A 26,722-nucleotide genomic window follows, 5' to 3' on the forward strand; every position below is an offset into this window, starting at 1 on the left:
AAAATACAGGAAAAAACGATTACTTAAGATCCAATGATCTCGGGATCGTTTTTTTTTTTTTTTTGGTTAAAAATAATTTTTTTGGAATATATATTGATATGTAGAAAAAAATGTATTAATCTATAAATGTATAAAATATAGGAGGTAGGAAAATTGAAAAAACATTTTAAAAAAATAACTGCACTTGTGGTAATTGGATTTGTTACTATTTTTAGTTTTGCTCATCTAGGAGAAGCAAGTAGCCAAAGGTTTGTTATAGGAGGAAAAAACGATATAGTAAGAGCAGAAGTAAAAGGACCAGTAAAATATAAGCTTAAAAATAAAGCTACAAAGATTTATTCAAATGCTAGAATATATAATAAAATCACAGGGAATTACAGTAATAGCGTACACCGTTATAGTGTGGCTGTTCAGAAAAAGAATTTTATTGGTTTCGGTAAGAAATACATTGCTGAAAACTTTAAAACCCCTAATAAAAGTACAAAATCAATTGGCAAGGTTCAAGAAGGAAATTATAGAGTTATTGTAACGAAACATACTCAAACAAAAGATGGAGTTGGCCTAAATGGGTCTGGAGAAATTAGACAGTAATTTCTAAAGAAGTGAGTATATTAGGCATAACAATAGAAGCATGGGTTCGCCTCAATTTATTGATTGAGGAGATCTCTCGCTTCTTTTCATTTGTATGTATAATTTATTAGCTTAATAACAAGAAGCTCAATTTATAAACTAGTTATATATTCATACTTTAAATGTAAGAGATTACATTTAAAGTATGAATGTGATAAGGTATGAATGATTGTTTTTATACTATAACTAATATAGTATTTCATTGACATGATGTTATTTATTCGAGGTGCATAGAATGATATTCAAGCTAGCTTTTAAAGCAATTTTATCGAGAAAATGGTTTTCAGCGTCGGTAATCATTTTAATGACATTATCTATGTTTATAATAACCTTCGGTGAGGCAGAAGCAAATAAATTAATTGAAAAGTTGGAAAGGAATACAACTAATAAGTATGGAGCCTTTCATGCAGTGGTCAATGGTATTAATCAAAATGAAGAAGATTATATAAAATCTCAAAAGAGTATTAAGCATTACGGTATTATAAAAAACATGGGCTATACAAATTCTTTTAACAATACTAAATTGCCTGCAACTTTCGGTACCATGGATTTTCAGGCTAAAGAAATGGGCCATATAATAATTGAAAAGGGAAGATATCCAGAAAGGAATAACGAAGTAACTATTGAATCATATCTACAAGAGGCGTTTAATGGAAATGCAATTGGAGAAAAAGTTAAAATAAAAATAAACAACTCAGAAAAATACTATAAAATAGTAGGCGTTATAAAAAATTACTCCTCAAATTGGACAACTCCAAATAACTATAAAATAGGAAAAACAAGCTATCCTAATGTTATATTTAACAATAATTTAATGAATAAAACGCAGCTTAACACTAGTGCACTGATAGAGCTAAATGAATATCATGACTTTGATGAAGCAGTTAAGGTTATAAATGATCTTTTTGATAAGTCAGAAAATGTGTATCTGAATACTAAATTTTTTGAGGAAGAATTTATTTTTAAACAATCCATCCCTACTTTGCGACTTTCCTTTATTATAATTTCATTATTTATAATTTTAATTAGTTTAATTTATACGAAGAGTGTTCATTTTAGGAAGCAAGAGAATGAAATTGAAGAAATATTTAAATCATATGGCTTTAACAAAAAAAAGATTATATTTTATTTATTAAGCCAAGCTATTCTATTAACAGGTTTTGGTGCTATTATATTCTTTTTGACAAATATTTTTATTAATGGTTTTTTTCAAGTCGATTTTTTAGGTATCTTATCTTGGTTAATAATATTATTCTGTGTTGATATTATTTATATTATGAAACAATCTACTTCTTTCTTCAATAGGATATATGGTGGTAAAGAAAGTGTCAATATTCCAAAGAAGTTTGTAGAAAATAATACATTTTCCTGGAAAGGAAATTTAATAATTATTGTTATTGTGTCGATTTTTATACCGGTATATTATATTTCGAACCTAATAGTAGAAGAAAACACTCCTAAAAAACTTAAAAATGAGCCGGACTTTAGTCTTTTTGCAAAACAAACAGTAGCATATGATTTAGTTAACAATTACGTTATTGAAGATCAAAAAGCAAACACGTTTAAATTTAGAGATGTTGAAAAGTTAGAGAAGGATGATACCATAAATTATATAGAAAAGGTTCCTTATACAATTGGAACTTCTCTATCTGTAAATGAGAGAAATCTATCTCGATATTTAAAAAGTTGGGTTAGTAATATGAGTGAAAAAGATGATACATATCAAACACCTATTGACCTCGAAAATAAAATAAAAAAATTACCGATAAAAAAGAAGCTGACGCAAATACCTAATGTGAACTACTATGTTTTAAATAAAAAAGAGTGGACTAGTTTAACAAGTAAATATAAGTTGAAAAATAAGTATCAAAGTGACTCCATTCTTATGTTCTTCCCTTCAATTAATGGAATGAAAGAGGACAAAATTAAATATGGAGATAGTATAAAGTTAGAGAGAATAGATTTAGATGAAAAAAACGAAATTAAATATAAAGATTGGGATTTGAAAGTTGGAAAAGTTATTAATAAAAGTTATACTTTAAACTTTAATGGTATACATATAGAGAACAGTGGTTTGTCTATTGCTATACCGGAAAGGCTAGTGAAAAAGGAAAAGATATTCGAAGGTTATTTAGAATTATACATTTATCTAAAAGAAAAAGTAAGTGCCAAAGCATATGAAAAGACACAATTATCTATTAAGAAAATGTATGATAATAATCAGGAGAGTAACCACGAAAATAAACATGAACAAATTGAAAAACAACTTTCACTACTAAGTTTTATTAATAAACTGAGTAACATTCTAATTTTCAGTATTATTATTAATCTAGTTATCGTGTTAATGACTAAATTGAATTTCAAATTAAGAGAAAAACAACAATTCAATTCTGTGAATAAACCATCATCGTTGAAACCACCTAATTGGACATTATGGGGTGTATTTAAAGAATTATTTATATGTTTCATGTATTCTTTTTTTATAGGTTTGCTCTTTATATATCTGATTGAAGTGAATTATAGTTCAGATTTGCTGCTTTCTACAAAAATATCCTTTTTGTTGAAAAGTTATGCCATTGTCAGCGCAATTCTAGTTGGTTTAGCTTTTCTTTTATTTATTCAAGATAAGAAATCCAAAAAAAATACCGGTTGTTAATAAATGTATATGGAATAAAAAAAGACCCCGCCAAATGGCAGGGTCCTTTTTGTTATGAAATTTTGACAAGCTGTTTTCCGACATTTTCTCCTTTGAATAGTCCAAGGAATGCGTCAGGAATGTTGTCAAAGCCTTCTATGATTGTTTCTTTATATGTGAGTTTGTCTTCTTTTACCCATTGTGCGAGATCCTTCGCTGCCTCTTCAAAACGGTCTGAATAGTTGGCAACGATGAAGCCTTGCATCAATGCGCTTGTTTTGATGAGTTTTGTTTGCACACGCGGTCCGATGTCCTCGCTTGCGCTAATATTATAAGAAGAAATGGCGCCGCACACTGGAATGCGTGCAAAACGGTTTAAATGATTCATCACCGCATCTGAAATCTCGCCGCCTACATTGTCAAAATACACATCAACGCCGTTAGGGCAGGCTTTTGCAATGGCATCATCTAAATCATTTGTTGTTTTATAATTAATCGTTTCATCAAAGCCCAATTCTTTTAAATAAGCGAGTTTATCGTCAGATCCGGCAATTCCCACGACGTGTGCGCCTTTGATCTTAGCGATTTGTCCCACAACAGAACCAACGGCACCTGCTGCTCCAGAAATGACAACCGTCTCGCCTTCTTTTGGCTGGCCAATCGCAAGCAGGCCGAAGTAAGCGGTTTGCCCTGGCATGCCCAAAATCCCTAAATAATAGGACAATGGCGCAATGGACGGATCAATTTTAGTCAGAGATTCAGCTTTGGCAGTGGAGTATTCTTGCCATCCAAGGAATCCAAGGACAAAATCACCTTTTTCAAATTGAGGCGATTTCGACTCAATGACTTCTCCGACAACACCGCCCTGAATCACTTCATTTAGCTTGAACGGAGGTGTATAGGATTTTGTATCCTGCATTCGCCCTCTCATATAAGGATCTACAGAAACATATTTCGTTTGAATCAAGACCTCCCCATCTTGCGGCACAGGTATATCGACTGTTTCAAAATGAAAAACATCTTTTGTAGGTAATCCTTTAGGACGTTTAGCTAATTGAATTTGCTTTTGTTGACTCATGTCAAATCCTCCCTTTCACTTACAGCCTAGATTTACATTAACATGATGCTTCTTTTCGTTCAAAACATACGGTCTTTTCAAAACACATACAAAAAAGCAGCCGCCATCTTGTCGAAGGGGACTACTTTTTCTGAAAAGATACAGAGAGGAGCGGCGGGAGACAGCCAAACAGCTGATACACATCCGCATCACGTTCTTTTAACAAATATTCGTTTGCATTTTGCATGGAGGCTTTCATCATATCGCGCGTCACAAAAGGAAAAAGGATATTCAAGTATGAGGACAACATGTCTTGTGGATCTTGTTCAATTGACTCAATATCTCCAATGTTAATAATGATGGAAAAGAGATAATCAATTGAGATGCGAAAGTGCTGTTCGGCAAACAATGTAAGCGGCTTTGTATTTGCTTCTTCAGGATTCCACTTTTGAAAAAGCTGTTTCACCAAATCACTGACAACCCAAGCATTAAACTGCTGCTCCGCTGAAAAGTAATACATCAGCTCTCCCTCATTTCTAGCCTCCAGTATAAGAATTGTACAACAAATCAACAGGATTGAACATAATAATTCAGAAAATTTAGTCATTTTTACAGGATTTTTGTCAAAAATAAGTCGATAGACATGGTACGTCTTTCAAGAAAATTGGATGTGCTCGTGGAAGGTTTAATGTCAAAAGTGACGGGTAAAAGATTCGTAAGACGTTAAAGGAGGAATATAAAATGAAACCTGTTGTAAGAGAGTATTCAAATGATGAAACACTTCAAAAAGATGTAGAGCAATTAAAGGCACTCGGTGTTGCAAGAGAGGACATTTATGTTCTGTCCCATGACGATGATCGAACAGAGCGTATTGCAAATAATGCAGATGCCAATACGATTGGCTCAAGAGAAGTTGGACTCAAACATGCGGTTGGGAACATCTTTAGTAAAAAGGGTGATGAGCTCCGCAATAAAATTCATGAAATTGGTTTCTCAAAAGAAGAAGCTGAGACATTTGAAGAACATTTAGACGAAGGGAAAGTCCTTCTCTTTGTCACAGATCATGAAAAAGTGAAAAACTGGGCGTAAACGCCAACCGAAAAAGCCTCTTACTTTTGTAAGGGGCTTTTTTTCATGCTTCCATGTCTGAAAGAGAGACATATATCTTTTTTACGATAATAAGTAAATACAGAAGTATGGAATAAATAGTAAACTCTCTAATTGAAAATGCCGTTATACCAATGAAAATCATGGAGAATCAAAAAAAATAGTCGAAATATCACAAAAAACCATTCGGGAAATAATCATTGTATCTTTCTATTTTGATTTAAAATTAAATAAAAACTTGTGTAATTTAGTAGATAAATTTCTTAGTTCTATTGGTTTAAGTTGTATTTTTGTGTAGAAATAAGTGTTTTAAGGTCAAAAAACCACGAAAAATACCTGTATTTTCAATTAGAAATTCATTTTAATGTTTAGGAAATAATTTGTTGACAAAATAAACTAAAAACAATATATTTGGCTTAATCCAGTCATTATGGAATTAGTTGTTAAATTTCTGGCGGGTTTATTCCAAGCATAATCTAGTGAAAGGGGGTGGCAAGAACCAAAGCGTAAGCGCCTCTTAGGTACAAAAATGTCTACTAGAACAGAACAAATCGTCGTTTACTTGAAGAAAAAATGATCGTCATTCTAAACAGTAGATTGATCTTTCTACTAAAAGCATAGTGTAAGAGATTGAAAAAGACGTTAAGTCCTTATAAAAAAGAGAAAGCGGTTTCAATAAGAAATGTGAGTTGATCGAACGGTAAAGGAGGTGAACTCATATGAAAAAAAGAGAGAACAAGCTGAGGCGATGCGGCCTTCGAACGGCTGCATATGAGGATGAATGCTGAAAAAGAAGAGTGAACATGTGGGGTGCTTCTCTCCTTTTTCAGAAAAACAGATTTTCCTAAAAAATCCATCTTTCATTTTATCATAAGGTTTTTGGCTTGAAAACCACCTTTGCCCGAAAAGAAGATTGTGAATTGAAGGAGGTTTCATGATGAAAAAGGCTTTGTACCATGAAGACAGTGGATTGTATTTAGAAAAGATGCGCATGGCATTCCAAGAGCATTATGAGCAAAGAACAGATATGTGGTCTACTGATCCATCCTTAACAGACGCAGCAGTGATGTCATTAAAGGCATGGCGTTCAAGGGAAAAGAATGCACTTGCTTCTGTGCTGGATATCGGGTGCGGCAACGGCCGTGCACTAGAACATTTAAGCGGGCTTTCCGGATATGTCGGTATCGACCTGTATGAGCATGAGGAGTGGGAAGGGTTACAGAAAAGAGAAACAGTTCCTGTCCATTTTGTTCATCAAGATTTTATGTCATGGTCCATGGATCAGGGACGCGGGATGCAGTTTGATTTAATTTTAGATCATGGCTGCTTTCATCATCAACATCCTGATGATCATGAACGTTATTTAAAACAGGTCTCTTCTTTACTTCATGAAGGCGGTGTCTTTTCACTTGTTGTCTGGGGAGAACAGTGGAAAACAGGATTAATCGGAGAAGATGGCCGTTTCCATTTTTCATTTTCAGATTCTCAGCTTGGCGAAAAAATTTGTACATCAGGTCTTGAGCTTGTATCCATATCACCGTTACAAGCGAAGGCCGGAATAAGCCAGCATCATGTCATTGCCGTCAAAATCTAGTACAAAGGTGAGTGATTCAAAGCTAGCAGAGGTGTTCATGGGAAGAAAGAGCATCTATCAATCAAGGACGTTTGCTGCTCTGACAGAAAATAAAGCATATGAACCAAGATTTCTGCTCCTTTGTACTGGAAAAGGACAAGGTCTAAAGCGATGAGAGACACTGCACATCCATTTCTTTCTGCGGGAGCACACAAGCTGAGGGAGTGCGTACACATATTCATCACTCCATCACTGCGCTATGGGAGTCGATTTGGGTGCAGTGATGAATAGGGGGGAGACAAATGAACAAGTTTGTAGATGAATTACAATCAATGATTCATCATTTTACCTTTCAAGAAAAACACTATTTGCTCGTGGGGCCTGTGAATCTGCCAATTTCCATTCAACATGAAGAAGTGCCATTTAAGTGGTATGCCTTTGCGCCTGTTGAACGGGATACAAAACCAACGATCGAATCTATTGTCCAAATGAGTACCGCGCAGCAAACCTTTTCCTCTTGTCTCTTATTTGGCGACTTTGAAAATGAACGGCCGCCGCTTGTGCGAATCCATAGTGTCTGCCAAACAGGGGATGTGTTTGGGTCACTGAAATGTGATTGTGGTCCACAGCTTGCATTATCGCTGAAGAAAATCACCGATTACGGAAAAGGCATGCTTGTGTATATGGCCAATCAAGAAGGTCGGTCTATTGGGCTCATGGCAAAAGCGTTGACGTATAAATTACAGGAGATGCAGCTGGATACTTTTGAAGCCAACCGCCTGATCGGCTGCGGGGATGATGATCGGCATTACGAGGAAGCAGCAGCTGTTTTGCACTATTTAAACAAAGGGAAACCTTTGCATTTACTAACGAACAATCCAGAAAAAGTCGATTCTATTGCAGCTTACGGTCTTCCTGTTTTGCGGTTTGATCATACGGTCGAAGCCTCTCTCTACAATGAAGCCTATTTAAAGGCAAAAGCAGCCTCAGGGCATATGGTCGATGAGAAGAAATTAATTAATCAATAGACGAGTTTATTGAAAGAAGGCGGGAGAAAAGCGTGAAACCTGATATCAATTGGATTCAAATCCCAAGCGGCTATGCAACGATTGGAAGTAATGAAGAAGATATGAAAAAGGCAGCAGAATTCTGGAAGGACAAGCTGCTCAATCCAACCTACGGCCGTGAGAAAAAATTTCAAAAGTGGCTGTACAAAGAATTTCCATCCTATCAGTTGTATATCAACGAATTTTTTATCTCAGATACGGTCGTCAGCAATGAATTGTATCAAAGCTATTGTGATGAAACAGGCCAGACATACCCAGAGAGTTTAACGAACGAAGAGCTTGGCGGAGGAAAAGATCATCCAGCTTGGGGCATGGACATTGAGGAAGCCTTCTCGTTCTGTCAGTGGCTGAGCGGGAAACTTGGGATTGATGTTTCGATTCCTACTGAAGAAGAATGGGAGTATGCTGCCCGGGGAAACACGAGGAATCAATACCCGTGGGGAGATGAGTTTGATCCTTCTTACTGCAATACGCACGAATCAAATATTGAAAAAACGACCCCTGTCCGTCATTACGAAAAGGGCCGATCCTTATTTGGTCTTTATGATATGGGAGGCAACGTCGAGGAATGGGTCAACACCAAATATCACGTATATGAAGGCGGCATCGAGGTCGTCGATGATTTAACGGAAACACTCGGAAATGATTACTACATTTTAAAGGGCGGCTCCTTCGCAAGAGGCGGAGATTTATGCAGAGTCGCAAGAAGACACGGGAAGCACCCAGATCCCGTTTTTCGATTTACTGGTTTTCGTTTAGTGACTCGTCAAAAACAACATATAAAGGTGGGAGTGTAAAACCATGCATAGAGGACCAATTACATCTGTTTTATCAACTCAGCACGACCAAATTGTTTACACTGGCGGCTATGACCGCTGTATTTATCAGTGGAACCGGGCGACGGGAGAAGGAACGTTTATTGGCAGTCACGAGCATATCATTAATTCTATATCTCTTTCTGAAAACGGAAAGTATTTAGCGAGTGCATCGTCAGACTATACGATTCAATTGTATGATACAGGCACAAATACCCGAATCCGCACGTTGTTTGGTCATGCAGATGATGTAGAAGCCGTCGCTTTTGCGAAGCAGGATACTTTGCTTGTATCCGTGTCCAGAGATAGAAGATGCTTAGTCTGGGATATCGAAACGGGCGCTATTTTAAGAGAATTCCATGGCCATAGCAAAGATGTATTAGCTGTATGGATACATGGTGATAAAGCTTATACAACAGGTGATGATGGATATGTCCTTGTATGGCTGTATGAAACCGGAGAAATTGTAGGGGAAATCGGCCCGTTTGATTATGAGCTCGATACGATCAGCGGCAGCAATCAAAAAGAAGTATTCGCACTTGGCAGAGATGATGGCACCGTCATTATTTACGATGCAGCTACTTTACAGGAGAAGAAAATCATCAAAGCCCATTTACAGGGCGTCAAGCGCGTGAATTTTTCCCCAAGCGGCAATTACTTGCTGACAGCAGGCTACGACCATTTAATTAAGCTGTGGAATTATGAAACAGGTGATTTAGTCGATACACTGCTGCCTCATAAATATCAGTGGGAGCGCTCACTTGTCTGGACAGAGGATGAGAAGTCAATACTAGGAGCCAGCTTTGGAAAAACATATTGTGAATGGTCGATCGAAAAGGGCAAAGTCGTATCAGATGAGATCGAAATGGCGACACCATCTATCAATGATATTGCGCTGACTGATGCGGGTGATATCATTACCGCATCCGATGATGGAAAATTCAGAAAAAATGGGATTGAAATTGCCAAATCGACGGGCGTTTTAACAAATGGAGTAGCTGTTGCACGGGATGGAAGCTATTATGCGTGGGGAGACCATGCAAGTCAGGTGCATATTGTTCATGAGTCATTACAGCAAATGGTTTCGTTTGATCTTAACACAGGTCCGGTCAACAGCGTGTATTTCCACGAGGAGGATCGTCAATTTTATATTGGAACTTACGGCGGTTATGTACATGTCATTTCGACAGAACACTTAAAGGAAATCGGCCGTTCCAAAGCACACGATTGTGCAGTTAAAGCATTAAAGGTAGAAGGAGATCTTATCATCACAGCAGCAGTTGAAGGAACCATTTGTCTTTTAGATAAAAAGAGTTTGTCCTTAAAAGCGGAGTACATTGGTGCGACAGAGCTGTTAAATGATGTCTTTATTGATAGTAAACGAGACCGTATCGCCATTGTCAGCCGCGACAAGAATGTGAGATTGTTTGATTTGCATACAGGAAGAATTTTAGACCAGCATAACGAACACCAGTATTCGATTAAATCGGTCACAGTCACAGACTCAGGCTATATTGTAAGCGGTGATTATTGGGGCTATATCGTTGTGTGGAATCCAGAGATGGATGTCAACACCGGCCCAATTAGAATTGCCCAAAATGGGATTAGTGCCATCAGACAATTAGGCAATGATGTATATGCAAGCTCATATGACGGCGGGATTTATCACGTTCGAGAAGATGGAACGCATACCGAAGTACTACGCTTATTTGAACAATTTCCGAAAGAAGTAATCTCTCATTAAGAAAAAGAATGTAAGCGGGGGATTCTCATGATAAGTGTTTGCAAGGAACATATGAAAAAAGGTCTGTCTGTACTCAATTGTCCGCATGTGCTCCTCATTAATAAATATGAATGTCGCAAATGCTGTTTTTGTAAACAACGAGCATCTTATAAACTTTTTTATTCCTTGCCTTACTATGATCGATCTGAAAAGAAACGGATGGAAAAAATATAGCACATGAGAATAGAACTCCTTCATTCCCTGAAGGAGTTCTTTCCCTTGAAAGAGAGGAAAGGAGATTTACATGAAAGACGATGTTTTTTATATGAAGCTAGCGATTGCCAACGCAAAGGCCATGAAAGGACAAACCTCGCCAAATCCGCTTGTCGGAGCAGTGGTAGTCAATAAAGGTGAAATCGTTGGAATTGGTGCTCACATGAAGGCGGGCGAACCGCATGCTGAAATTCTTGCGCTGCAAATGGCAGGAGAAAAGGCGAAGGGAGCTCATCTATATGTGACGCTTGAACCTTGTTCGCATCATGGAAAAACAGGTCCTTGCTCAGAAGCCATTATAAAGAGCGGGGTGAAACGTGTGGTCATTGCCACTGGGGACCCAAATCCACTTGTAGCAGGTAAAGGGGTCACGATGTTGAAACAAGCAGGGATAGAAGTAGAAGAAGGGGTATGTAAGCGGGAAGCGGACAGCTTAAATCTTCCTTTTTTTCATTCGATACAATCAGACCTTCCGTATGTCATATTAAAAACAGCCATTTCATTAGACGGGAAAATTGCAACAGCTCATCAAGAAAGCAAATGGATTACAGGGACAGAAGCGAGGAATGAAGTGCAGCAATTACGTCAAGAAGCAGATGCTGTGATAACAGGCGTCGAAACCATTATTCAAGATGATGCAGGTCTTATTGTGAAAGATTCAATCGTGACACAGCCTATTCGTGTCATTTTAGATTCCACCTTAAGGATTCCGCTTCATGCGAAATGTTTAAATGATCATATGGCAGAAACCATCATTTGTACCTCAAACAAGTACGATCAAAAAAAATACCATCAACTGGTGCAAAAAGGACATCAAGTATTTGTCACAAGCGGAGAAAATCGGACAGATCTTCATGCTGTGTTACGTATGCTGAAAAGGCGCTCTGTGATGTCGGTGCTTGTAGAGGCGGGAGGCAGTGTGAGCGCATCCTTTTTAGAAGCGTCCCTTGTGAACGAAGTCATTATTTATATGGCACCATTATTAATTGGAGGGAAAGATGCACCTACTTTCTTTGAAGGAGAAGGTACGAAAACATTAAAAGAAGCCATCCGGCCGGTAGATATGGATTATAGTATGGTAGGAAAAGATTTAAAAATGACGATGAGACTTTAATGAAAGAAAGACCTTGTGCAAGAAAGTGCAAGGTCTTTTGATTATTTTAAAAAATAAAAGTGTACATACACCATTCCCAGTCATGATGAATACGATGGATGGGGGTGATTCCATGAAAAAATGTAGGCAATGTGGTAAGACATATCCAACTCATTCGACAGACCACTACCAAAAAGGAAGCTGGTATGATGCGTACAAGGACGATGGCTGGGAATGTGATAGTTGTAAGAAAGGGATATCAGAAAAGCCAAGGAAACCAGTGAAAAATCCTTGCTGCGGAAAAGATCCTTGTGTTTGTGTGATTCAAGGTCCGCCAGGCGGGAGAGGAAGAAGAGGCCCAGCCGGTCCGGCTGGTGCAGCGGGTCCGGCAGGCCCAGCAGGTCCAGCAGGTCCAATCGGTCCAACGGGCGTAGGTTTAACAGGCATCTTGGCATTTGATCCAGCAGTAGCACCAACCTTCCCAGTAGGTCAAGTGGTGACATACGATGGCAGTACGTACGTGGTCAATTCAGCACCGCCATTAGGTACGCCGGATACGTCGGCGGATTATACATTATTAGCTGCAGCGGGGGAAACAGGTACAGGGCCAACAGGTGTCACAGGAGATCCAGGTCCAACTGGAGCCACAGGCGCCACCGGCGTGGGTTTAACGGGAGTCGTACCGTATGATGCTGCAGCAGCGCCAGGATACCCATTTGGGCAAGTGGTGACATATGAAGGTGGAACATATCTTGTGAACACAGCATCACCAACAGGTACACCAGATACATCACCAGATTATACGTTATTAGCAGCCGCAGGCGCGACTGGCGTTACAGGCGCTACCGGTACGGGTGCAACTGGAGCAACGGGGGAAATTGGTCCAACCGGAGTTACTGGCGTCACGGGAGCAACGGGGGAAATTGGTCCAACCGGAGCCACCGGCGTCACGGGAGCGACGGGAGAAATTGGCCCAACCGGAGTCACTGGCGTTACGGGAGCAACTGGGGTAACTGGTGATACGGGAGCAACAGGTGCAACAGGGATCACAGGAGCGACGGGAATCGGCTTAGCCGGCGTCACAGCGTTTGATCCAGCGGCAGCCCCAACGTATCCAGTAGGTCAAGTGGTCACGTATGAAGGTGGAACCTATGTCGTGAACACAGCACCACCAACAGGAACACCAGATACATCACCAGATTATACGTTATTAGCAGCCGCAGGCGCGACTGGCGTTACAGGTGCAACCGGTACAGGAGCGACGGGAGCAACGGGGGAAATTGGTCCAACCGGAGTTACTGGCGTCACGGGAGCAACGGGGGAAATTGGTCCAACCGGAGCCACCGGCGTCACGGGAGCGACGGGAGAAATTGGCCCAACCGGAGCCACCGGCGTCACGGGAGCGACGGGAGAAATTGGACCAACCGGAGCCACCGGTGTCACAGGTGCAACTGGGGTAACTGGTGATACGGGCGCAACAGGTGCAACCGGGATCACAGGAGCGACGGGAGTCGGCTTAGCCGGCGTCACAGCGTTTGATCCAGCGGCAGCACCGACATATCCAGTAGGTCAAGTGGTCACGTATGAAGGTGGAACCTATATCGTGAATACGGCACCGCCAACAGGCACACCAGATACGTCACCAGATTATACGTTATTAGCAGCCGCAGGCGCGACTGGCGTTACAGGTGCAACCGGTACAGGAGCGACGGGAGCAACAGGCGTTACAGGAGCAACGGGGGAAATTGGTCCAACCGGAGTTACTGGCGTCACAGGAGCAACGGGGGAAATTGGTCCAACCGGAGCCACCGGCGTCACGGGAGCGACGGGAGAAATTGGCCCAACCGGAGTTACTGGCGTCACAGGAGCAACGGGGGAAATTGGTCCAACCGGAGCCACCGGCGTCACGGGAGCAACAGGAGAAATTGGCCCAACTGGAGCCACCGGTGTCACAGGTGCAACTGGGGTAACTGGTGATACGGGCGCAACAGGTGCAACCGGGATCACAGGAGCGACGGGAGCAACAGGAGAAATTGGCCCAACCGGAGTCACTGGCGTCACGGGAGCAACGGGGGAAATTGGTCCAACCGGAGTTACTGGCGTTACAGGAGCAACGGGGGAAATTGGTCCAACCGGAGCCACCGGTGTCACAGGTGCAACTGGGGTAACTGGTGATACGGGCGCAACAGGTGCAACCGGGATCACAGGAGCGACGGGAGTTACAGGAGTTACTGGAGCGACCGGTGCAACTGGAATAACCGGAGCTACGGGAGAAACAGGGGTTACCGGAGCAACCGGTGCAACTGGAATAACCGGAGCCACGGGAGAAACAGGGGTTACCGGAGCTACGGGAGCAACAGGAGTTACCGGAGCCACCGGAGTCACAGGAGCCACCGGAGCCACCGGAGTCACAGGTACAGGAGCCACAGGAGCCACCGGTCCAACAGGAGTGACAGGATCGAGTGCGATCATTCCGTTTGCATCAGGTACACCTGCTGTCCTGACAACAATTGCAGGCGGTCTTGTTGGAACATCCAGCTTGATCGGATTTGGTAACTCAGCGACAGGTGTCAGTATTTTAGGCGGAGTAATTGATTTAACAGGCGCTGCAGGCACTTTACTCAACATGGCGTTCTCAGTTCCGAGAGCTGGGACGATCACGTCATTTGCAGGCTATTTCAGCACAACAGCAGCTCTTTCTTTAGTCGGCACGAGTATTACCGTAACGGCTAGTCTATTCGCTTCACCGACACCAAATAACAGTTTCACTCAAGTAGCGAGTGTCACATTAGCACCAGCTTTAACCGGTGTTTTAACGCTGGGTGCGATTGCAAACGGTATTGCGACTGGTCTAAATGTACCAGTCACACCGGAAACACGATTGCTTGTTGTATTCTCCGCATCAGCTACAGGTCTATCCTTAGTGAATACTGTAGCAGGCTATGCGAGTGCTGGTTTATCGATCACGTAATAGGCATACAGGGACGACTCGATTTTGAGTCGTCTTTTTTGTTTGAAAGAATTTTCTCTTAACTTAGTCAGAAAAAATGATATCATTTTCATAGAGTCTATTCGGGTGAATCTACTGAATTAGGGGTTGTAGCGGTGAGGATGGGCAAAAGGAAAGTCACTTTACAAACGAAAATTTTGGGGTTAATTATCGGGCTTTTGCTTGTTGTCATTGCGTTATTAACCATTTGTTTTGGTTTTCTGCAGACATCAGAAAGGCAGGGACAAGCTGAACAGCTGGCGGTGCAGACCGCTAGAACGATATCATATATGCCGCCCATTAAAGCATCGGTGGCTCTATCAGCGTCCCAAAATGAAGAACAGGCAGTGCTTGAGCAAATGAAGGAGCAAGTAAGAGCACATGCCATCTTCATTACCAATCGAAAAGGAAAGGTCCTTGTTCATACGAATCATGAGGACGTAGGAAAGACCATCAGTGTATCGGAAGGAAGAAGTACTCTCTTATTTGGAGGAACTTCCATATCAACTGATGATTCTAATGGTGAAACCGTTGTCAGAGGCAGTGCACCCATTATGAAAGAAACAGAAGGGCATGAAGAAATTATCGGCACAGTCACCGTCGAATTTTTAAAAAAAGAAATCGATCAAGCGACAGCTCATCAGCTATTGAAGCTTAGCTATATTGCCCTTCTTGTGCTCTTGCCGGGCATATTCGGTGCGATTTTTTTAACGAAGAGTATTCGCAAAGATACATTAGGGCTTGAGCCGCATGAAATAGCTTCGTTGTATCGAGAAAGAGAAGCGATGCTGCTCGCTATAAAAGAAGGGATCATTGCGTTTGACCAGAAAGGCGCGATTACGATGATGAATACATCAGCTGAGCACATGCTGCGCGTCTCATCAGAGCTGCCCCTTCATATTGATCAAGTCTTGCCAAATGCCAAACTTCTTCTCTATTTAAAGTCAGAGACGATTGAACCTAACATCGAAACCGTCGTCAATGATAAAACCTATGTCTTAAATGTGAAAAAAGTAATGCAGGAGAATCGAGTATTCGGAGGGATTGTGAGCTTCAGGGAGAAAACAGAGCTGACGAAGCTGCTGGATACATTAACAGAGGTCAGTCAATATTCAGAAGACCTGAGGGCACAAACGCACGAATTCTCAAATAAGCTGTACGCCATCTTAGGCCTGCTTGAGCTGAAGCAAGTCGATGAAGCCATCGACTTAATTAAAGAAGAATATCATCTGCAAAACCGTCAGCACGATTTACTCATGAAGCAGATTCGTTCTCCTAAAATACAAGCCATCTTACTTGGCAAGTTAGGGAAAGCATCTGAGAAAAAAGTCCATTTCCACATTGATGAAAATAGCTCACTAGAGCCGCTCCCAGCTCATTTAAGCCTATCTCACTTTATCACCATCATTGGCAATCTCGTAGATAATGCTTTTGAAGCTGTATTAAATAAGGAGAAGCGCGAGGTAGACCTGTTCATCACAGATATTGGGTTTGATATTATCATAGAAGTGTCAGATTCAGGTGATGGAGTGAATGAAGAGGAGCTCTCACAGATTTTCACAAGAGGCCATTCGTCAAAGGGAGAAGGACGAGGCTATGGGCTTGCAAATGTGAAAGAAGTGTTGGACGAGCTTGGGGGCTGGATTGAAGTTGCGAACCAAAAAGAAGGCGGTGCCATCTTCACTGTATACATACCGAAAGGCACAAAGGGGGAATAGATGGTGATTAAGGTACTCATTGCGGAGGATGATTTTCGAATCGCTGCCATTCATGAATCTTATATACAAAAGATAGAAGGATTTAAGGTCGCTGGAAAGGCAAAGAGTGCAAAGGATATGTGGGAGGCGCTCCAGAGGGAACAAGTGGATCTCATCTTGCTTGATGTCTATATGCCTGATGAGCTCGGTACAAACCTGCTCCCGCTTTTAAGAGAACGCTATCCTGAAGTAGATGTGATCATTATCACGGCTGCAACGGAAACGACGCTTTTAAGAGATGCGCTTCATTACGGAGTGGTTCATTATTTAATCAAACCGGTGACCGCACAAAAGTTTGCACAAGTTTTAACCGAATATAAAGAGAAGAAAGACATCATCAATTCAAAAGATGAAGTCAATCAAACGATGATCGATCTGTTTTTTGGGCAGATGCAGGAAGAGCCAAAACAAAGGGATGACAGAGATCTTCCTACAGGCATCAATTCACTGACCTTGGATAAAGTGAAAACATTGATGGCATCAGAGAATAGCGGAATTACAGCAGAAGAACTCGGGGAAAAGATGGGCGCATCACGTACAACGGCGAGACGGTACGTAGAGTATCTCGTGACAACAGGGGAATGCCGGGCAGAGCTTGCATACGGAATCATTGGCAGACCTGAACGTAAATATTACCCTGCCAAACAAGCGGAGTCATAAAAGATGAAAAAAGGAATACTTTTTGTGATCGTGCTCTGCCTTTGTATGACGCTCACCTTTAATGAAAAAAAGGCCGGTGATTCTTTCCTGCAGCAAAGCTCCTTATATATTGTGGTGTCGGGTGTACCAGAGGGGGGATTTGACCAAACGGCTCAGGTGATGAAATCAGTGCTTGAACAAGAGAAGCTGGTGAACCGGCCTGTGAACATTCTTTATCAAAGAGGCGGAACGGTGGATAAAGGATGGACATACATGATGGAGCGAGAAGCCAACTATATCAGTTTAAATTCAAGCTTATTGTTAAGCCGTAATTTGCTTGGCAGCAGTAACGTGACGATGAATGATGTGACACCGCTGGCAATCCTTGCAGAAGAGTGGCAGGTCGTCGCAGTCCCAGTGGATTCTCCTTTTTCAAATGGGAAGGAGCTGTTACACGCACTTAAGAAAAAACCAGATTCCTTAAAAATTGGATTTGCCCCTGATTTTGGAAATGATGATCAAATCTCATTCGCCCGGGCAGCAGAAATGGCAGGAATTGATCCATATCGCATTCAATTTTTGAAATTTGACAGTGCAGATGATTTATTTCAGGCGCTCATCGACCATGAGGTGGATGCAGCAACGACTACCATTACAGAGGTTCGTCATGATTATGAAAAAAAGAGGCTGAAGCTCGTAGCGACGACAACCAGCCAGCGCTTAGATGGATTTGAAGATGTGCCGACATGGAAAGAGCAGGGCATTCCGCTCATCTTTTCCCATTGGCGCGGTGTGATGGGCCCAAAACAAATGAGTCAGCATGAGGTTCGTGAATGGGATCAGCTTCTTCAAAAAATGACGAAAACGAAGTCCTGGAAAAAGCGATTAAAGCAAAAGGGCTGGACAAGTCGTTATATGAACAGCAAAGAGGCAAAGGTCTTTATGGAAGATCAATTAAGGCAATATGAGCAATTGATACAAGGAGAACAAGCGATCGAGTGAGACCGCTTCCAGCGTGTAGACAAACCCTTGCATTCGGTGCCGGTTCTGTGTGCTGGTGCTCACGAATCTCATATTCGCTCCGCTCCAGTACTCATCCTTCCTAGACTGCAAAGGTTTTCTATCACACTGAAAAGAAGACAAAGGGCTTAAATAAACCCTTTGTTTTTTTCATGGAATTAAAAAGCCCAATGTTTGAACAAAATGAACAAAAAGCATTTATCGACCGAAAAAGAATTAAAATTCATAATATTTACTTCAATTCTCACCTCAGATATGATGACAAAAAGGGTTGGAAATGGGATACCAACACATTAATGAAAGCGTATACAACATAAGGGGTGAACAATATGTTAGCAATCTTAGGATTTCTTATGATGATTGTATTTATGGTTTTGATTATGACGAAACGTATGTCTGTTTTAACGGCATTGGTGTTAACACCAATTGCATTTGCTCTTATTGCAGGTTTTCATTTTACTGAAATTTCAGACATGATTGTCAAAGGTGTGCAGCAAGTCGCACCAACAGCAGTCATGATCATGTTTGCGATTTTGTACTTTGGCATTATGATTGATGCGGGTTTATTTGACCCAATGGTGGCGAAAATTTTAAAAATCGTTAAAGGCGATCCATTAAAAATCGTTGTCGGAACAGCTGTCTTGACGATGCTTGTTGCACTTGATGGTGATGGAACGACAACGTATATGATTACAACAACAGCGATGCTTCCACTATTTACGCTGCTTGGCATCCGTCCAATTATTTTAGCGGGTATTGCCGGGGTCGGCATGGGAATTATGAATACAATTCCATGGGGAGGAGCTACACCTAGAGCGGCGAGTGCACTTGGCGTCGATCCTTCACTTTTATTTGGACCAATGATTCCAGTCATTGGTGCAGGGGTTTTCAGTATGATTATTGTTGCTTATTTTCTTGGAAAAGCCGAAAGAAAACGCCTTGGTGTGATTGAACTTGACCAGCCGATTCATGCAAATGAAATGGCAGCGGCACTGCAAGATGACATCAAACGGCCGAAGCTTTGGTGGTTTAACCTGGCGCTGACTTTGTTATTGGTGCTGCTGCTTGTATCAGGTAAAGTCAGCTTAACTGTTCTATTTGTTCTTGCTTTCTGTGTGGCGATTATCGTGAACTATCCGAACTTGGACCAGCAGCGTGAGCGAATTGCGGCTCACTCAACAAACGTTTTAGCCATTGCTTCGATGATTTTTGCGGCAGGTGTTTTTACAGGTATTCTAACTGGAACGAAAATGGTCGATGAAATGGCGATTTCGATTGTATCTGCAATTCCAGAGCAGCTGGGCGGCTTTATTCCAGTCATTGTCGCATTAACAAGCGGGATCTTTACTTTCTTTATGCCGAATGATGCATACTTTTACGGCGTACTGCCGATCCTATCAGAAACAGCGGCAGCATACGGTGTCGATAAAATTGAGATTGCCAGAGCTTCTATTATTGGTCAGCCGATTCATATGTTAAGTCCACTTGTTCCATCGACTCATTTACTTGTTGGACTTGTTGGGGTATCACTGGATCAGCATCAGAAATTTGGGATGAAATGGGCTGTGCTGGCAGTCGTCGCTATGACCGTCATGGCGGTTCTCATTGGGGCCATTTCCATCTGGTAAATAAAAAAGTGTCTGCTGCGGGCAGGCACTTTTTTTAGGTCATATTGCCGACCAGGCTCCATTCATTTGCCCTAGACAAAGACAAGCCTGTTCCTCCAAAAGATTTATTTTTGAAAAATACTGACACTTTTGCTGTTTTTTTCTTTATAATGCAAATCAACGAAGGGAGAGGATAGCATGTCCAAACGAAAAGGCACGATTCTTTTTGCTGCTGCATGCCTCTTAGCAGGCAGTTTGTCGATGGTGAGCCCAGCTTCAGCTCATGCAGAAACTCCTTATTATGGAAAGAGTTATGAACAGCCGGCTTCAGTGAAAAAGCTATACCCTGAGCCTGACGAGACGTTTGATACCCCTGCCTTTCAGAAAAAAGGAGAAGCATTTACGACCCAAGAAGAGCTACAAACTTTCTTACGAGACATTGTCCGCAAAAGTCCTTACGCCACGCAGAGACAGATTGGAACATCCATTGAAGGCAGATCTATTCCGGCTCTGTACTTTACAAAGGATCGCTCCATCACGCCACTTTCAAAAAAGCCAACCATCTGGCTCCAAGCACAAATACACGGAAATGAACCAGCCTCCGGTGAATCTGCTCTCGTCATTGCAAAACGATTAGCAGGTGAAGAAGGAGAGCGTATACTCAATCATGTCAATATCATCATTGTCCCAAGAATCAATCCTGATGGTTCTTATGCGTTTGACCGCAGACTGGCAAACGGATTAGACGGAAACCGTGATCATATGACATTAGAATCTCCAGAACTGACAGCCCTGCATCAAGAATTTAATCGGTATGCGCCAGAAGTGGTCATTGATGCCCATGAATACGATGTGGGTCAAAAGCAGTTTGAAAATATCGGTTCATCAGGCGCTCTCAAATATCATGATTTGCTTATTCTTTCAGGGAAGAATCTAAATATTCCAGAAAGCATCCGGCTGACATCAAATGAGTTGTATGTAAACGGAGTTCGTGAAACGCTGACAAATAAAGGGTTTTCTAACGATTTGTATTATACAAACACAAGAGGAAAGGATGGAAAGATCGACATCTATGAAGGTGGAACGGATGCGCGAATTGGCCGTAATGCCCTTGCACTTTCGCCAGCCCTGTCATTTCTTGTAGAAAGCAGAGGGATTGGGATTGGAAGAGAGGATTTTGCCCGCCGCGTCGCTGCCCAAGTAGCCACCCATGAAAAAATCATTGAAACTACAGTGAAACATGCCAAACAGGTGAAGCAGCAAATGGTGACGGAGCGGCTGAAGCTGGTCAAAAAAGGACTGCTGCCAAATGATGATGATCAGGTAGTCATTCAAGACGATTTCAAAGCATCTGTCAATGACTCGCTGGAAATGGTTGATATTGAGAAGGGACAAACGACTCAAGTTCCTGTACGCTTTCACAGTGCGAGCGATGCTGTTCCCATCTTAACAAGAGAACGGCCGACAGCTTATCTCATTCTTCCGGGGCATGAAGGAGTAGAAAGGAAACTCAGAACATTAGGATTAAAAAGTGTCACATTGCCGGCTGGCATGAAAGTGCCGGTACAAGCCTATCAGGTGGCAAAGCGAGAGGAAAAGAGCAAAACAGATATTCAGCTTGAAACAAAGCTCGTTGACAAGAAACGCCAGCTGCCAAAAGGAACAAAGGTATATGTCACGGCACAGCCGCAAACCAATTTGCTCTCACTTGCCCTTGAACCAGAATCAAAGGACAGCTATATGTCATCAGGGTTTATTGCTTCAAAAGCAGGTGATGAACTGCCAGTCTACCGTTTCATGCTTCCAAAAAAGACGTTAGGCATTCAATAAAAAGGACTAAAATGATAGCCCTTTATCAAATGTAAAAGCGGCACTAGGCGTGCCGCTTTTTTTATTTTCGTCCAGCTCTTATTTCATCTGTCATGCCTTCATATGGTGCTTCTGCGATAATGGTTTCGTCATTCACACCTGCATGATGGATATACGTAATGTCCGCAAATTCTGGGACAACATATTTTGGATAGGTTTCGTATTTTTCACGAGATTCTTTCATGAGATCGATGTAGTCATTTTGATAGCAGACGGTGATGTCTGGACGTTCATGCACCCATTTTGGGAAGAAGATGACGCCATGCATGCGTTTTTCTTCAGGCATAAAGTTCAGAGAGACGTCTGTACCAGTTGGTTCTGTCCAAGAGACTTTGTATACGCCTTTTGTCAGCTTCACAATATTGACTTCTTGGTCACGGACCCAGCGTCCTCCAACCATTCCGCTATGAATGCGGTAATCAATGGTGTGATCGTTTTTAATGTAAATCTCATATTCCCAGCCATTTTCATACGTATAAATCATATGAAGTCCAACGAATTGATCCATGTTTATTCCTTCTTTCATTAGAATGATGTTTTTTCAAACATGTTGTGATTTACATATTTATTTTAAAGTCTATGGTATACTATTGTCAAAGAATAAGCGTTGGAGGCACATCATGAGAGTACTAAAATATGCCATTCTTGGCTTGCTGGATCAGCATGAGCTGACGGGATACGATATCACGAAACATTTTAAGGATTCCCTTGGACAGTTTTGGAGTGCGAAGCACAGTCAGATTTACCCTGAGCTGAAGCGTCTTACAGAGGAAGGATTTATTGAATTTGATATTCACATACAAGGAAAAAAGCTGGAGAAGAAGGTCTATCAAATCACAGCGGCAGGAAAAGAGGAATTGCGTCAGTGGTTAAAAACAAAAGATCCGATTCCGGAAACAACAAAGGATGAATTCATGCTCAAAACCTTTTTCATCTCCTCCATGGACAAAAAAGAAGCGGCTGACCTGTTTGCCTATCAACTGTTAGAGCGCACCAAGAAAGTAGATGTGCTGGAACAGAAGCTGCACGCTTTGACAGAGGAAGACCCTTCTGCTGAATCGCTGCATTCAGCTCAATTTGGGCATTACTTAGTGCTGACAAGGGCAATTGAAAGAGAAAAAGGCTATGTCCGCTGGCTCCAAAAGACCCTTAAACGTATTGATTCATCTATGGTCTAAGGACAATGGTCGGATGATATGATAAAAAATGGTTTGAAACGAGTGAATTTATCAATAGAAACCGCTACAATGGATATATTCGTATTAAAGTGAGGCGAGTATGTTTGAGTAATCAAGAAGCGTTGTGGAATGAAGCAGAAGCTTTTATTTCTGTATGCTATGAAGAATTAAACAAGTCAAATGAAGAGAAAGCAGCACGTCTGCATGAAATAAAAAAAGAAATTGAGTCTGAAGGAATTTATACGCATACACTAGAGGAATTAGCTCACGGGGCGAAAATGGCATGGCGCAACAGTAACCGCTGCATTGGCCGATTGTTTTGGTCGACCCTGCAAGTGCATGACTGCCGGCATGTAAAGACAGAGGATGAGGTGAAGGAGGCGCTCTTTCATCATATTGAGTATGCGACAAATGGCGGGAAAATCAAACCGTCCATTACGATCTTTCCCCCAGAGAAGAACAGGCAGAAGGAAGTCGTCATTTATAATCATCAGCTCGTTCGTTATGCAGGCTATGAAACTGAATATGGCATCATCGGCGACGAGGCATCTCTTGAATTAACAAAATTATGTGAAGAACATGGCTGGAAAGGGGAGGGCACACATTTTGATATTCTGCCTCTCATGTTTCAGCTAAAAGATCAGCCGCCTGTTCTGTATGAGCTTCCGAAAGAAATCGTCCAAGAGGTAGAGATCACCCATCCTGAATACGATGAATTCCGTGATTTAGGACTGAAATGGTATGCGGTTCCAATTATTGCTGATATGAAATTAGAGATTGGCGGTATTCATTACAATGCTGCACCGTTTAATGGCTGGTATATGGGCACAGAAATTGGCGCACGCAACCTAGCGGATGAAAACCGCTACAATATGCTGAAAAAAATCGCTTCTCTTTTAGGACTGGACACAACCAAGAATTCGTCCCTTTGGAAGGATAAAGCCATTGTCGAATTGAACGAGGCGGTTCTCCATTCTTATCGCGAAGCAGGGGTGACCATTGTTGATCATCACACAGCAGCACATCAATTCAAGCAGTTTGAAAAGCAGGAAGAAAAGGCTGACCGCAAGCTGACTGGGGACTGGACATGGCTGATTCCCCCAGTATCACCAGCTGCTACCCACATATTCCACAAGAATTACGACAATACCATTGTGAAACCAAACTATTTTTATCAGGACAAGCCCTATCACGGGACAGAAAAAGCCTAGCGAAAGCTAGGTTTTTTTATTATCTTATTCGAAAATCCTGATAATGAGCCAGCTCAGTGAGCGGCTCCATTTGCATGTCGGTGACTTTTGAAAAAGGACTTCCTTTCCGGACAGTCTCTAAGAAATCAATCACTTTCTGCTGCTCACCCTCTACCTTTAACTCGACATGACCTTCATCTGTGTTGCGTACCCAGCCTTTCATTCCACGATTGACAGCTTCTCCCTGAACAAAATAACGAAAGCCGACTCCTTGCACACGTCCTTTTACAATGGCGTGATAATGAATCATGATCATCACTCCTTTTTTCACATCGTACCATAGCCTGCATCTGATCTTCACGCCTCGACTATGATTTGATTGTCAAACGATGTAAAATAAAAGCCAGTAGACAACCAAAGGAGATGGCCATCGTGGGACAAAAGAGATACGACATAGAAGGAATCCAAGTAGGACAACCTATCATTACCTATGCGAATGGAAAAGAAATCAAAACAGCCATCAACAAAAGGCGCATTCATGAGCCTGTGTATTTAAGTCAGGTCAATTTTGAAGGAGATGGTCAGGGGGATTTGGTTCATCATGGGGGTTATGATAAAGCCGTCTGCGTCTTTCCGTATGATCATTATGCTCACTTTGAACAATTTTTAGGGGTTCCATTACAGGAAGCTGCCTTTGGCGAGAATGTAACAGTACGCCAGCTAGTTGAAACGAATGTGCATATTGGCGATGTGTTTCAGCTTGGGGATGCATTTGTTGAGGTGAGCCAGCCAAGACAGCCTTGTGTGAAATTATCTCTTAAGCATGGCAACATGAAGCTTGTAAAGGAAGTGCAAAAAACAGGGTATACAGGCTTTTATTTACGTGTATTGAAAGAAGGCATGGTGCCGCCTGATGCATCGCTAGTATTAGTAGAAAAAGCGTCCCATCAGATTACGGTCCATGAAGTCAATGAAGTCAAATATCGACAAACAAGTCCAGAGAGACTGAAAGCCGTTCTTGAAGTAGATGGCTTAGCAGATGTGGTCAGGAAGTCTTTAGAAAAACGAATTCAGCACATTTAAAAAAAGCCGTACATCAGCTTAAGATGTGCGGCTTTTCTAAGCTTATGAGCTGCGTTTCTTTTGCTCAAGAAGATTTGCAAGGAAATATGTTTTTAAGCTTTGAAGCTTTCTTCCTTCATGCTTGGTCACACCAAGCTTCTTTAATTCTTCGACATACCAGCCTTTGCTACCATAATGCATGATAGAAAACTCCTTTCAATTGAAACTGCCTGCATTGTAACATCTCAAAAAAGGAGGTGAAAAGCGTGCAGGTGTCAAGAAATGAAAACTGATTCTATCTGCCTATGATCCATGTATATGCTGGAAATATTGATTTATGAATTTGGCGGGTTGAGGGTAACGAGGATCATGCCGACCGTCATAATCATGATGATAACACCAAGATAGGTCATCATGGATTGTTTTTTCTTAATCCCTACAACCGTTAAGATAATACTTTCGATGAAAAAGATAACACCTATGATGATGAACCACATATCAAATAAGACCCCTTTCGCATATCTTTGCCTATTTTACCACAGGCTTTTTTGTTTAGTCGTGACAGATTCGTGAAACGGGCATGAAAAAATCCCCTCCAGTGAAGGAGGGGACCCGCTTGGCTTACAGCTTTGTTAAAATAATCGGTTCGTCTTTAGTAATCACAATCGTATGTTCAATCTGTGCCACTAGACTTTTATCTGGTGTTTTAAATGTCCAGCCATCATCAGCCTGATAAATCGATTCAGCATTTGTTGAAATGAAAGGTTCAAAGGCAATGACTGTGCCATTTTTAAACAAAGCATTATCGAATGGATCATAGTAGTTCAAAATATGGTTGGGTGCTTCATGCAAATTCTTCCCAATGCCGTGTCCTGTCAGGTTTTTAATGACAGTAAATCCTTGTTCTTTCGCTGTATTGTAGACCGCACGGCCAATTTGGTTTTGTCTTTTACCGGCTTTTGCATGCTTTAATCCTTCAAGGAACGCATCCTCCGCACACTTACATAATGCTTCAAGACGAGCATCACCTGTTCCTAAAACGAATGAAATACCTGTATCGGAATAATATCCGTCAAGCTCTGCTGAGATATCAATGTTCACGAGATCTCCCTCTTGTAAAATGGTTTTTTCACTAGGGATACCGTGTGCAACTTCATCGTTTACGCTGATACAAGTGGTACCAGGAAAGTCATATTCCTTTTCAGGTGCTGAATTGGCACCATGCTCTTCTAATATTTTTTTCCCAATCAAATCTAATTCTTTTGTAGACATGCCTGGTTTCGCTTGGCTTTTCATTTCTTCTCTTGCCAAAGCGACAATTCGGCCGACTTTTTTTAAGGCTTCTAACTCATGATCATGTTTGACAATCACTGTTCATTCCCGCTTTCTATATCTTCATTCTATTCAATAGCTTACCACATTTTACGCAAAAAGAGTA

At 41.5% G+C, this 26,722-nt stretch carries 24 protein-coding genes; 17 read left to right on the plus strand and 7 right to left on the minus strand.

The window, feature by feature from the left end:
* Window positions 1-153: 153 nt before the first annotated feature.
* On the plus strand, window positions 154-591 hold the full coding sequence (locus NST65_RS03610; protein WP_039177079.1) for a hypothetical protein: 438 nt from the start codon (window positions 154-156) through the stop codon (window positions 589-591).
* Between the two features lie 274 nt (window positions 592-865).
* The gene (locus NST65_RS03615) at window positions 866-3,286 is read left to right on the plus strand and encodes an ABC transporter permease (RefSeq protein WP_065215112.1); all 2,421 of its coding nucleotides are present in this window, start codon (window positions 866-868) and stop codon (window positions 3,284-3,286) included.
* A gap of 52 nt (window positions 3,287-3,338) precedes the next feature.
* Here NST65_RS03615 and NST65_RS03620 read toward each other — a convergent pair whose 3' ends face one another.
* Both NST65_RS03620 and NST65_RS03625 read right to left on the minus strand, forming a co-directional pair.
* Entirely contained in the window at window positions 3,339-4,343 is a 1,005-nt protein-coding gene (locus tag NST65_RS03620; RefSeq protein WP_098676667.1) for an NADP-dependent oxidoreductase, read from the minus strand.
* A 121-nt stretch (window positions 4,344-4,464) separates the two neighbouring features.
* Window positions 4,465-4,842 carry a YfmB family protein gene (locus tag NST65_RS03625; RefSeq protein ID WP_041108602.1) on the minus strand — a complete coding sequence of 126 codons (378 nt, stop codon included), beginning with the start codon at window positions 4,840-4,842 and terminating at the stop codon, window positions 4,465-4,467.
* 221 nt (window positions 4,843-5,063) lie between these two features.
* On the opposite strand from NST65_RS03625, the gene NST65_RS03630 reads away from it, so the two are divergent.
* From NST65_RS03630 to NST65_RS03685, 12 genes are all read left to right on the plus strand, one after another.
* Window positions 5,064-5,411, plus strand: a complete 348-nt coding sequence (locus tag NST65_RS03630; RefSeq protein WP_034282732.1) for a general stress protein — start codon at window positions 5,064-5,066, stop codon at window positions 5,409-5,411.
* 955 nt (window positions 5,412-6,366) lie between these two features.
* Window positions 6,367-7,023, plus strand: coding sequence for a methyltransferase domain-containing protein (locus NST65_RS03635; protein WP_034282731.1), 657 nt, complete (start codon window positions 6,367-6,369; stop codon window positions 7,021-7,023).
* Between the two features lie 281 nt (window positions 7,024-7,304).
* Window positions 7,305-8,030: a GTP cyclohydrolase II gene (locus tag NST65_RS03640; protein ID WP_081124083.1), complete on the plus strand. Its 726-nt coding sequence runs from the start codon at window positions 7,305-7,307 to the stop codon at window positions 8,028-8,030.
* A gap of 32 nt (window positions 8,031-8,062) precedes the next feature.
* Window positions 8,063-8,866 carry an SUMF1/EgtB/PvdO family nonheme iron enzyme gene (locus NST65_RS03645; protein WP_081124084.1) on the plus strand — a complete coding sequence of 268 codons (804 nt, stop codon included), beginning with the start codon at window positions 8,063-8,065 and terminating at the stop codon, window positions 8,864-8,866.
* A gap of 4 nt (window positions 8,867-8,870) precedes the next feature.
* Window positions 8,871-10,628: a WD40 repeat domain-containing protein gene (locus NST65_RS03650; RefSeq protein WP_081124085.1), complete on the plus strand. Its 1,758-nt coding sequence runs from the start codon at window positions 8,871-8,873 to the stop codon at window positions 10,626-10,628.
* A gap of 283 nt (window positions 10,629-10,911) precedes the next feature.
* Window positions 10,912-11,994 carry a bifunctional diaminohydroxyphosphoribosylaminopyrimidine deaminase/5-amino-6-(5-phosphoribosylamino)uracil reductase RibD gene (ribD, locus tag NST65_RS03655; protein ID WP_034282725.1) on the plus strand — a complete coding sequence of 361 codons (1,083 nt, stop codon included), beginning with the start codon at window positions 10,912-10,914 and terminating at the stop codon, window positions 11,992-11,994.
* Between the two features lie 112 nt (window positions 11,995-12,106).
* On the plus strand, window positions 12,107-14,944 hold the full coding sequence (locus NST65_RS03660; RefSeq protein ID WP_342489313.1) for an exosporium glycoprotein BclB-related protein: 2,838 nt from the start codon (window positions 12,107-12,109) through the stop codon (window positions 14,942-14,944).
* 140 nt (window positions 14,945-15,084) lie between these two features.
* Window positions 15,085-16,680: a sensor histidine kinase gene (locus tag NST65_RS03665; protein WP_061110555.1), complete on the plus strand. Its 1,596-nt coding sequence runs from the start codon at window positions 15,085-15,087 to the stop codon at window positions 16,678-16,680.
* 3 nt (window positions 16,681-16,683) lie between these two features.
* A complete protein-coding gene (locus NST65_RS03670; RefSeq protein WP_024424602.1) occupies window positions 16,684-17,379 on the plus strand; it encodes a response regulator in 696 nt (231 codons plus the stop codon).
* Window positions 17,380-17,382: 3 nt separating this feature from the next.
* Complete coding sequence (locus NST65_RS03675) at window positions 17,383-18,360, plus strand: tripartite tricarboxylate transporter substrate-binding protein (protein ID WP_034283665.1); 978 nt, start codon at window positions 17,383-17,385, stop codon at window positions 18,358-18,360.
* Window positions 18,361-18,707: 347 nt separating this feature from the next.
* Window positions 18,708-20,006: a citrate:proton symporter gene (locus tag NST65_RS03680; RefSeq protein ID WP_065215116.1), complete on the plus strand. Its 1,299-nt coding sequence runs from the start codon at window positions 18,708-18,710 to the stop codon at window positions 20,004-20,006.
* Window positions 20,007-20,183: 177 nt separating this feature from the next.
* The gene (locus NST65_RS03685) at window positions 20,184-21,815 is read left to right on the plus strand and encodes a M14 family metallocarboxypeptidase (RefSeq protein ID WP_111927619.1); all 1,632 of its coding nucleotides are present in this window, start codon (window positions 20,184-20,186) and stop codon (window positions 21,813-21,815) included.
* Between the two features lie 61 nt (window positions 21,816-21,876).
* Here NST65_RS03685 and NST65_RS03690 read toward each other — a convergent pair whose 3' ends face one another.
* The gene (locus NST65_RS03690; protein WP_008341777.1) at window positions 21,877-22,362 is read right to left on the minus strand and encodes a phenolic acid decarboxylase; all 486 of its coding nucleotides are present in this window, start codon (window positions 22,360-22,362) and stop codon (window positions 21,877-21,879) included.
* Between the two features lie 112 nt (window positions 22,363-22,474).
* Here NST65_RS03690 and NST65_RS03695 point away from each other — a divergent pair, with 112 nt between their 5' ends.
* Window positions 22,475-23,032 carry a PadR family transcriptional regulator gene (locus NST65_RS03695; protein WP_034283668.1) on the plus strand — a complete coding sequence of 186 codons (558 nt, stop codon included), beginning with the start codon at window positions 22,475-22,477 and terminating at the stop codon, window positions 23,030-23,032.
* A gap of 104 nt (window positions 23,033-23,136) precedes the next feature.
* Window positions 23,137-24,243: a nitric oxide synthase oxygenase gene (locus tag NST65_RS03700; RefSeq protein ID WP_061110557.1), complete on the plus strand. Its 1,107-nt coding sequence runs from the start codon at window positions 23,137-23,139 to the stop codon at window positions 24,241-24,243.
* A 19-nt stretch (window positions 24,244-24,262) separates the two neighbouring features.
* Here the strand turns inward: NST65_RS03700 and NST65_RS03705 are convergent, their stop codons facing one another.
* A complete protein-coding gene (locus NST65_RS03705; protein WP_034283670.1) occupies window positions 24,263-24,532 on the minus strand; it encodes an acylphosphatase in 270 nt (89 codons plus the stop codon).
* A gap of 122 nt (window positions 24,533-24,654) precedes the next feature.
* Here NST65_RS03705 and NST65_RS03710 point away from each other — a divergent pair, with 122 nt between their 5' ends.
* Window positions 24,655-25,305, plus strand: coding sequence for an MOSC domain-containing protein (locus NST65_RS03710; protein ID WP_065215118.1), 651 nt, complete (start codon window positions 24,655-24,657; stop codon window positions 25,303-25,305).
* 42 nt (window positions 25,306-25,347) lie between these two features.
* Here the strand turns inward: NST65_RS03710 and NST65_RS03715 are convergent, their stop codons facing one another.
* From NST65_RS03715 to map, 3 genes are all read right to left on the minus strand, one after another.
* Window positions 25,348-25,485, minus strand: coding sequence for a YflJ family protein (locus NST65_RS03715; RefSeq protein WP_064497716.1), 138 nt, complete (start codon window positions 25,483-25,485; stop codon window positions 25,348-25,350).
* A 134-nt stretch (window positions 25,486-25,619) separates the two neighbouring features.
* Window positions 25,620-25,781 (minus strand): hypothetical protein, encoded by a 162-nt coding sequence (locus tag NST65_RS03720; RefSeq protein ID WP_087976421.1) that lies wholly within the window; start codon window positions 25,779-25,781, stop codon window positions 25,620-25,622.
* A gap of 124 nt (window positions 25,782-25,905) precedes the next feature.
* Window positions 25,906-26,655 carry a type I methionyl aminopeptidase gene (map, locus tag NST65_RS03725; RefSeq protein WP_024424611.1) on the minus strand — a complete coding sequence of 250 codons (750 nt, stop codon included), beginning with the start codon at window positions 26,653-26,655 and terminating at the stop codon, window positions 25,906-25,908.
* Window positions 26,656-26,722 lie beyond the last annotated feature (67 nt).

The organism is Bacillus sp. FSL P4-0248, assembly GCF_038593305.1.
Taxonomy (GTDB): Bacteria; Bacillota; Bacilli; order Bacillales; family Bacillaceae; genus Bacillus; species Bacillus safensis.

Excerpts from the sequence above, each read along its gene's own strand:
- NST65_RS03615 (WP_065215112.1), top strand. The coding sequence starts at position 866 with ATGATATTCAAGCTAGCTTTTAAAGCAATTTTATCGAGAAAATGGTTT.
- NST65_RS03620 (WP_098676667.1), bottom strand. The coding sequence starts at position 4,343 with ATGAGTCAACAAAAGCAAATTCAATTAGCTAAACGTCCTAAAGGATTA.
- NST65_RS03625 (WP_041108602.1), bottom strand. The coding sequence starts at position 4,842 with ATGTATTACTTTTCAGCGGAGCAGCAGTTTAATGCTTGGGTTGTCAGT.
- NST65_RS03630 (WP_034282732.1), top strand. The coding sequence starts at position 5,064 with ATGAAACCTGTTGTAAGAGAGTATTCAAATGATGAAACACTTCAAAAA.
- NST65_RS03635 (WP_034282731.1), top strand. The coding sequence starts at position 6,367 with ATGAAAAAGGCTTTGTACCATGAAGACAGTGGATTGTATTTAGAAAAG.
- NST65_RS03640 (WP_081124083.1), top strand. The coding sequence starts at position 7,305 with ATGAACAAGTTTGTAGATGAATTACAATCAATGATTCATCATTTTACC.
- NST65_RS03650 (WP_081124085.1), top strand. The coding sequence starts at position 8,871 with ATGCATAGAGGACCAATTACATCTGTTTTATCAACTCAGCACGACCAA.
- ribD (WP_034282725.1), top strand. The coding sequence starts at position 10,912 with ATGAAAGACGATGTTTTTTATATGAAGCTAGCGATTGCCAACGCAAAG.
- NST65_RS03660 (WP_342489313.1), top strand. The coding sequence starts at position 12,107 with ATGAAAAAATGTAGGCAATGTGGTAAGACATATCCAACTCATTCGACA.
- NST65_RS03665 (WP_061110555.1), top strand. The coding sequence starts at position 15,085 with ATGGGCAAAAGGAAAGTCACTTTACAAACGAAAATTTTGGGGTTAATT.
- NST65_RS03675 (WP_034283665.1), top strand. The coding sequence starts at position 17,383 with ATGAAAAAAGGAATACTTTTTGTGATCGTGCTCTGCCTTTGTATGACG.
- NST65_RS03680 (WP_065215116.1), top strand. The coding sequence starts at position 18,708 with ATGTTAGCAATCTTAGGATTTCTTATGATGATTGTATTTATGGTTTTG.
- NST65_RS03685 (WP_111927619.1), top strand. The coding sequence starts at position 20,184 with ATGTCCAAACGAAAAGGCACGATTCTTTTTGCTGCTGCATGCCTCTTA.
- NST65_RS03690 (WP_008341777.1), bottom strand. The coding sequence starts at position 22,362 with ATGGATCAATTCGTTGGACTTCATATGATTTATACGTATGAAAATGGC.
- NST65_RS03695 (WP_034283668.1), top strand. The coding sequence starts at position 22,475 with ATGAGAGTACTAAAATATGCCATTCTTGGCTTGCTGGATCAGCATGAG.
- NST65_RS03705 (WP_034283670.1), bottom strand. The coding sequence starts at position 24,532 with ATGATTCATTATCACGCCATTGTAAAAGGACGTGTGCAAGGAGTCGGC.
- NST65_RS03715 (WP_064497716.1), bottom strand. The coding sequence starts at position 25,485 with ATGCATTATGGTAGCAAAGGCTGGTATGTCGAAGAATTAAAGAAGCTT.
- NST65_RS03720 (WP_087976421.1), bottom strand. The coding sequence starts at position 25,781 with ATGTGGTTCATCATCATAGGTGTTATCTTTTTCATCGAAAGTATTATC.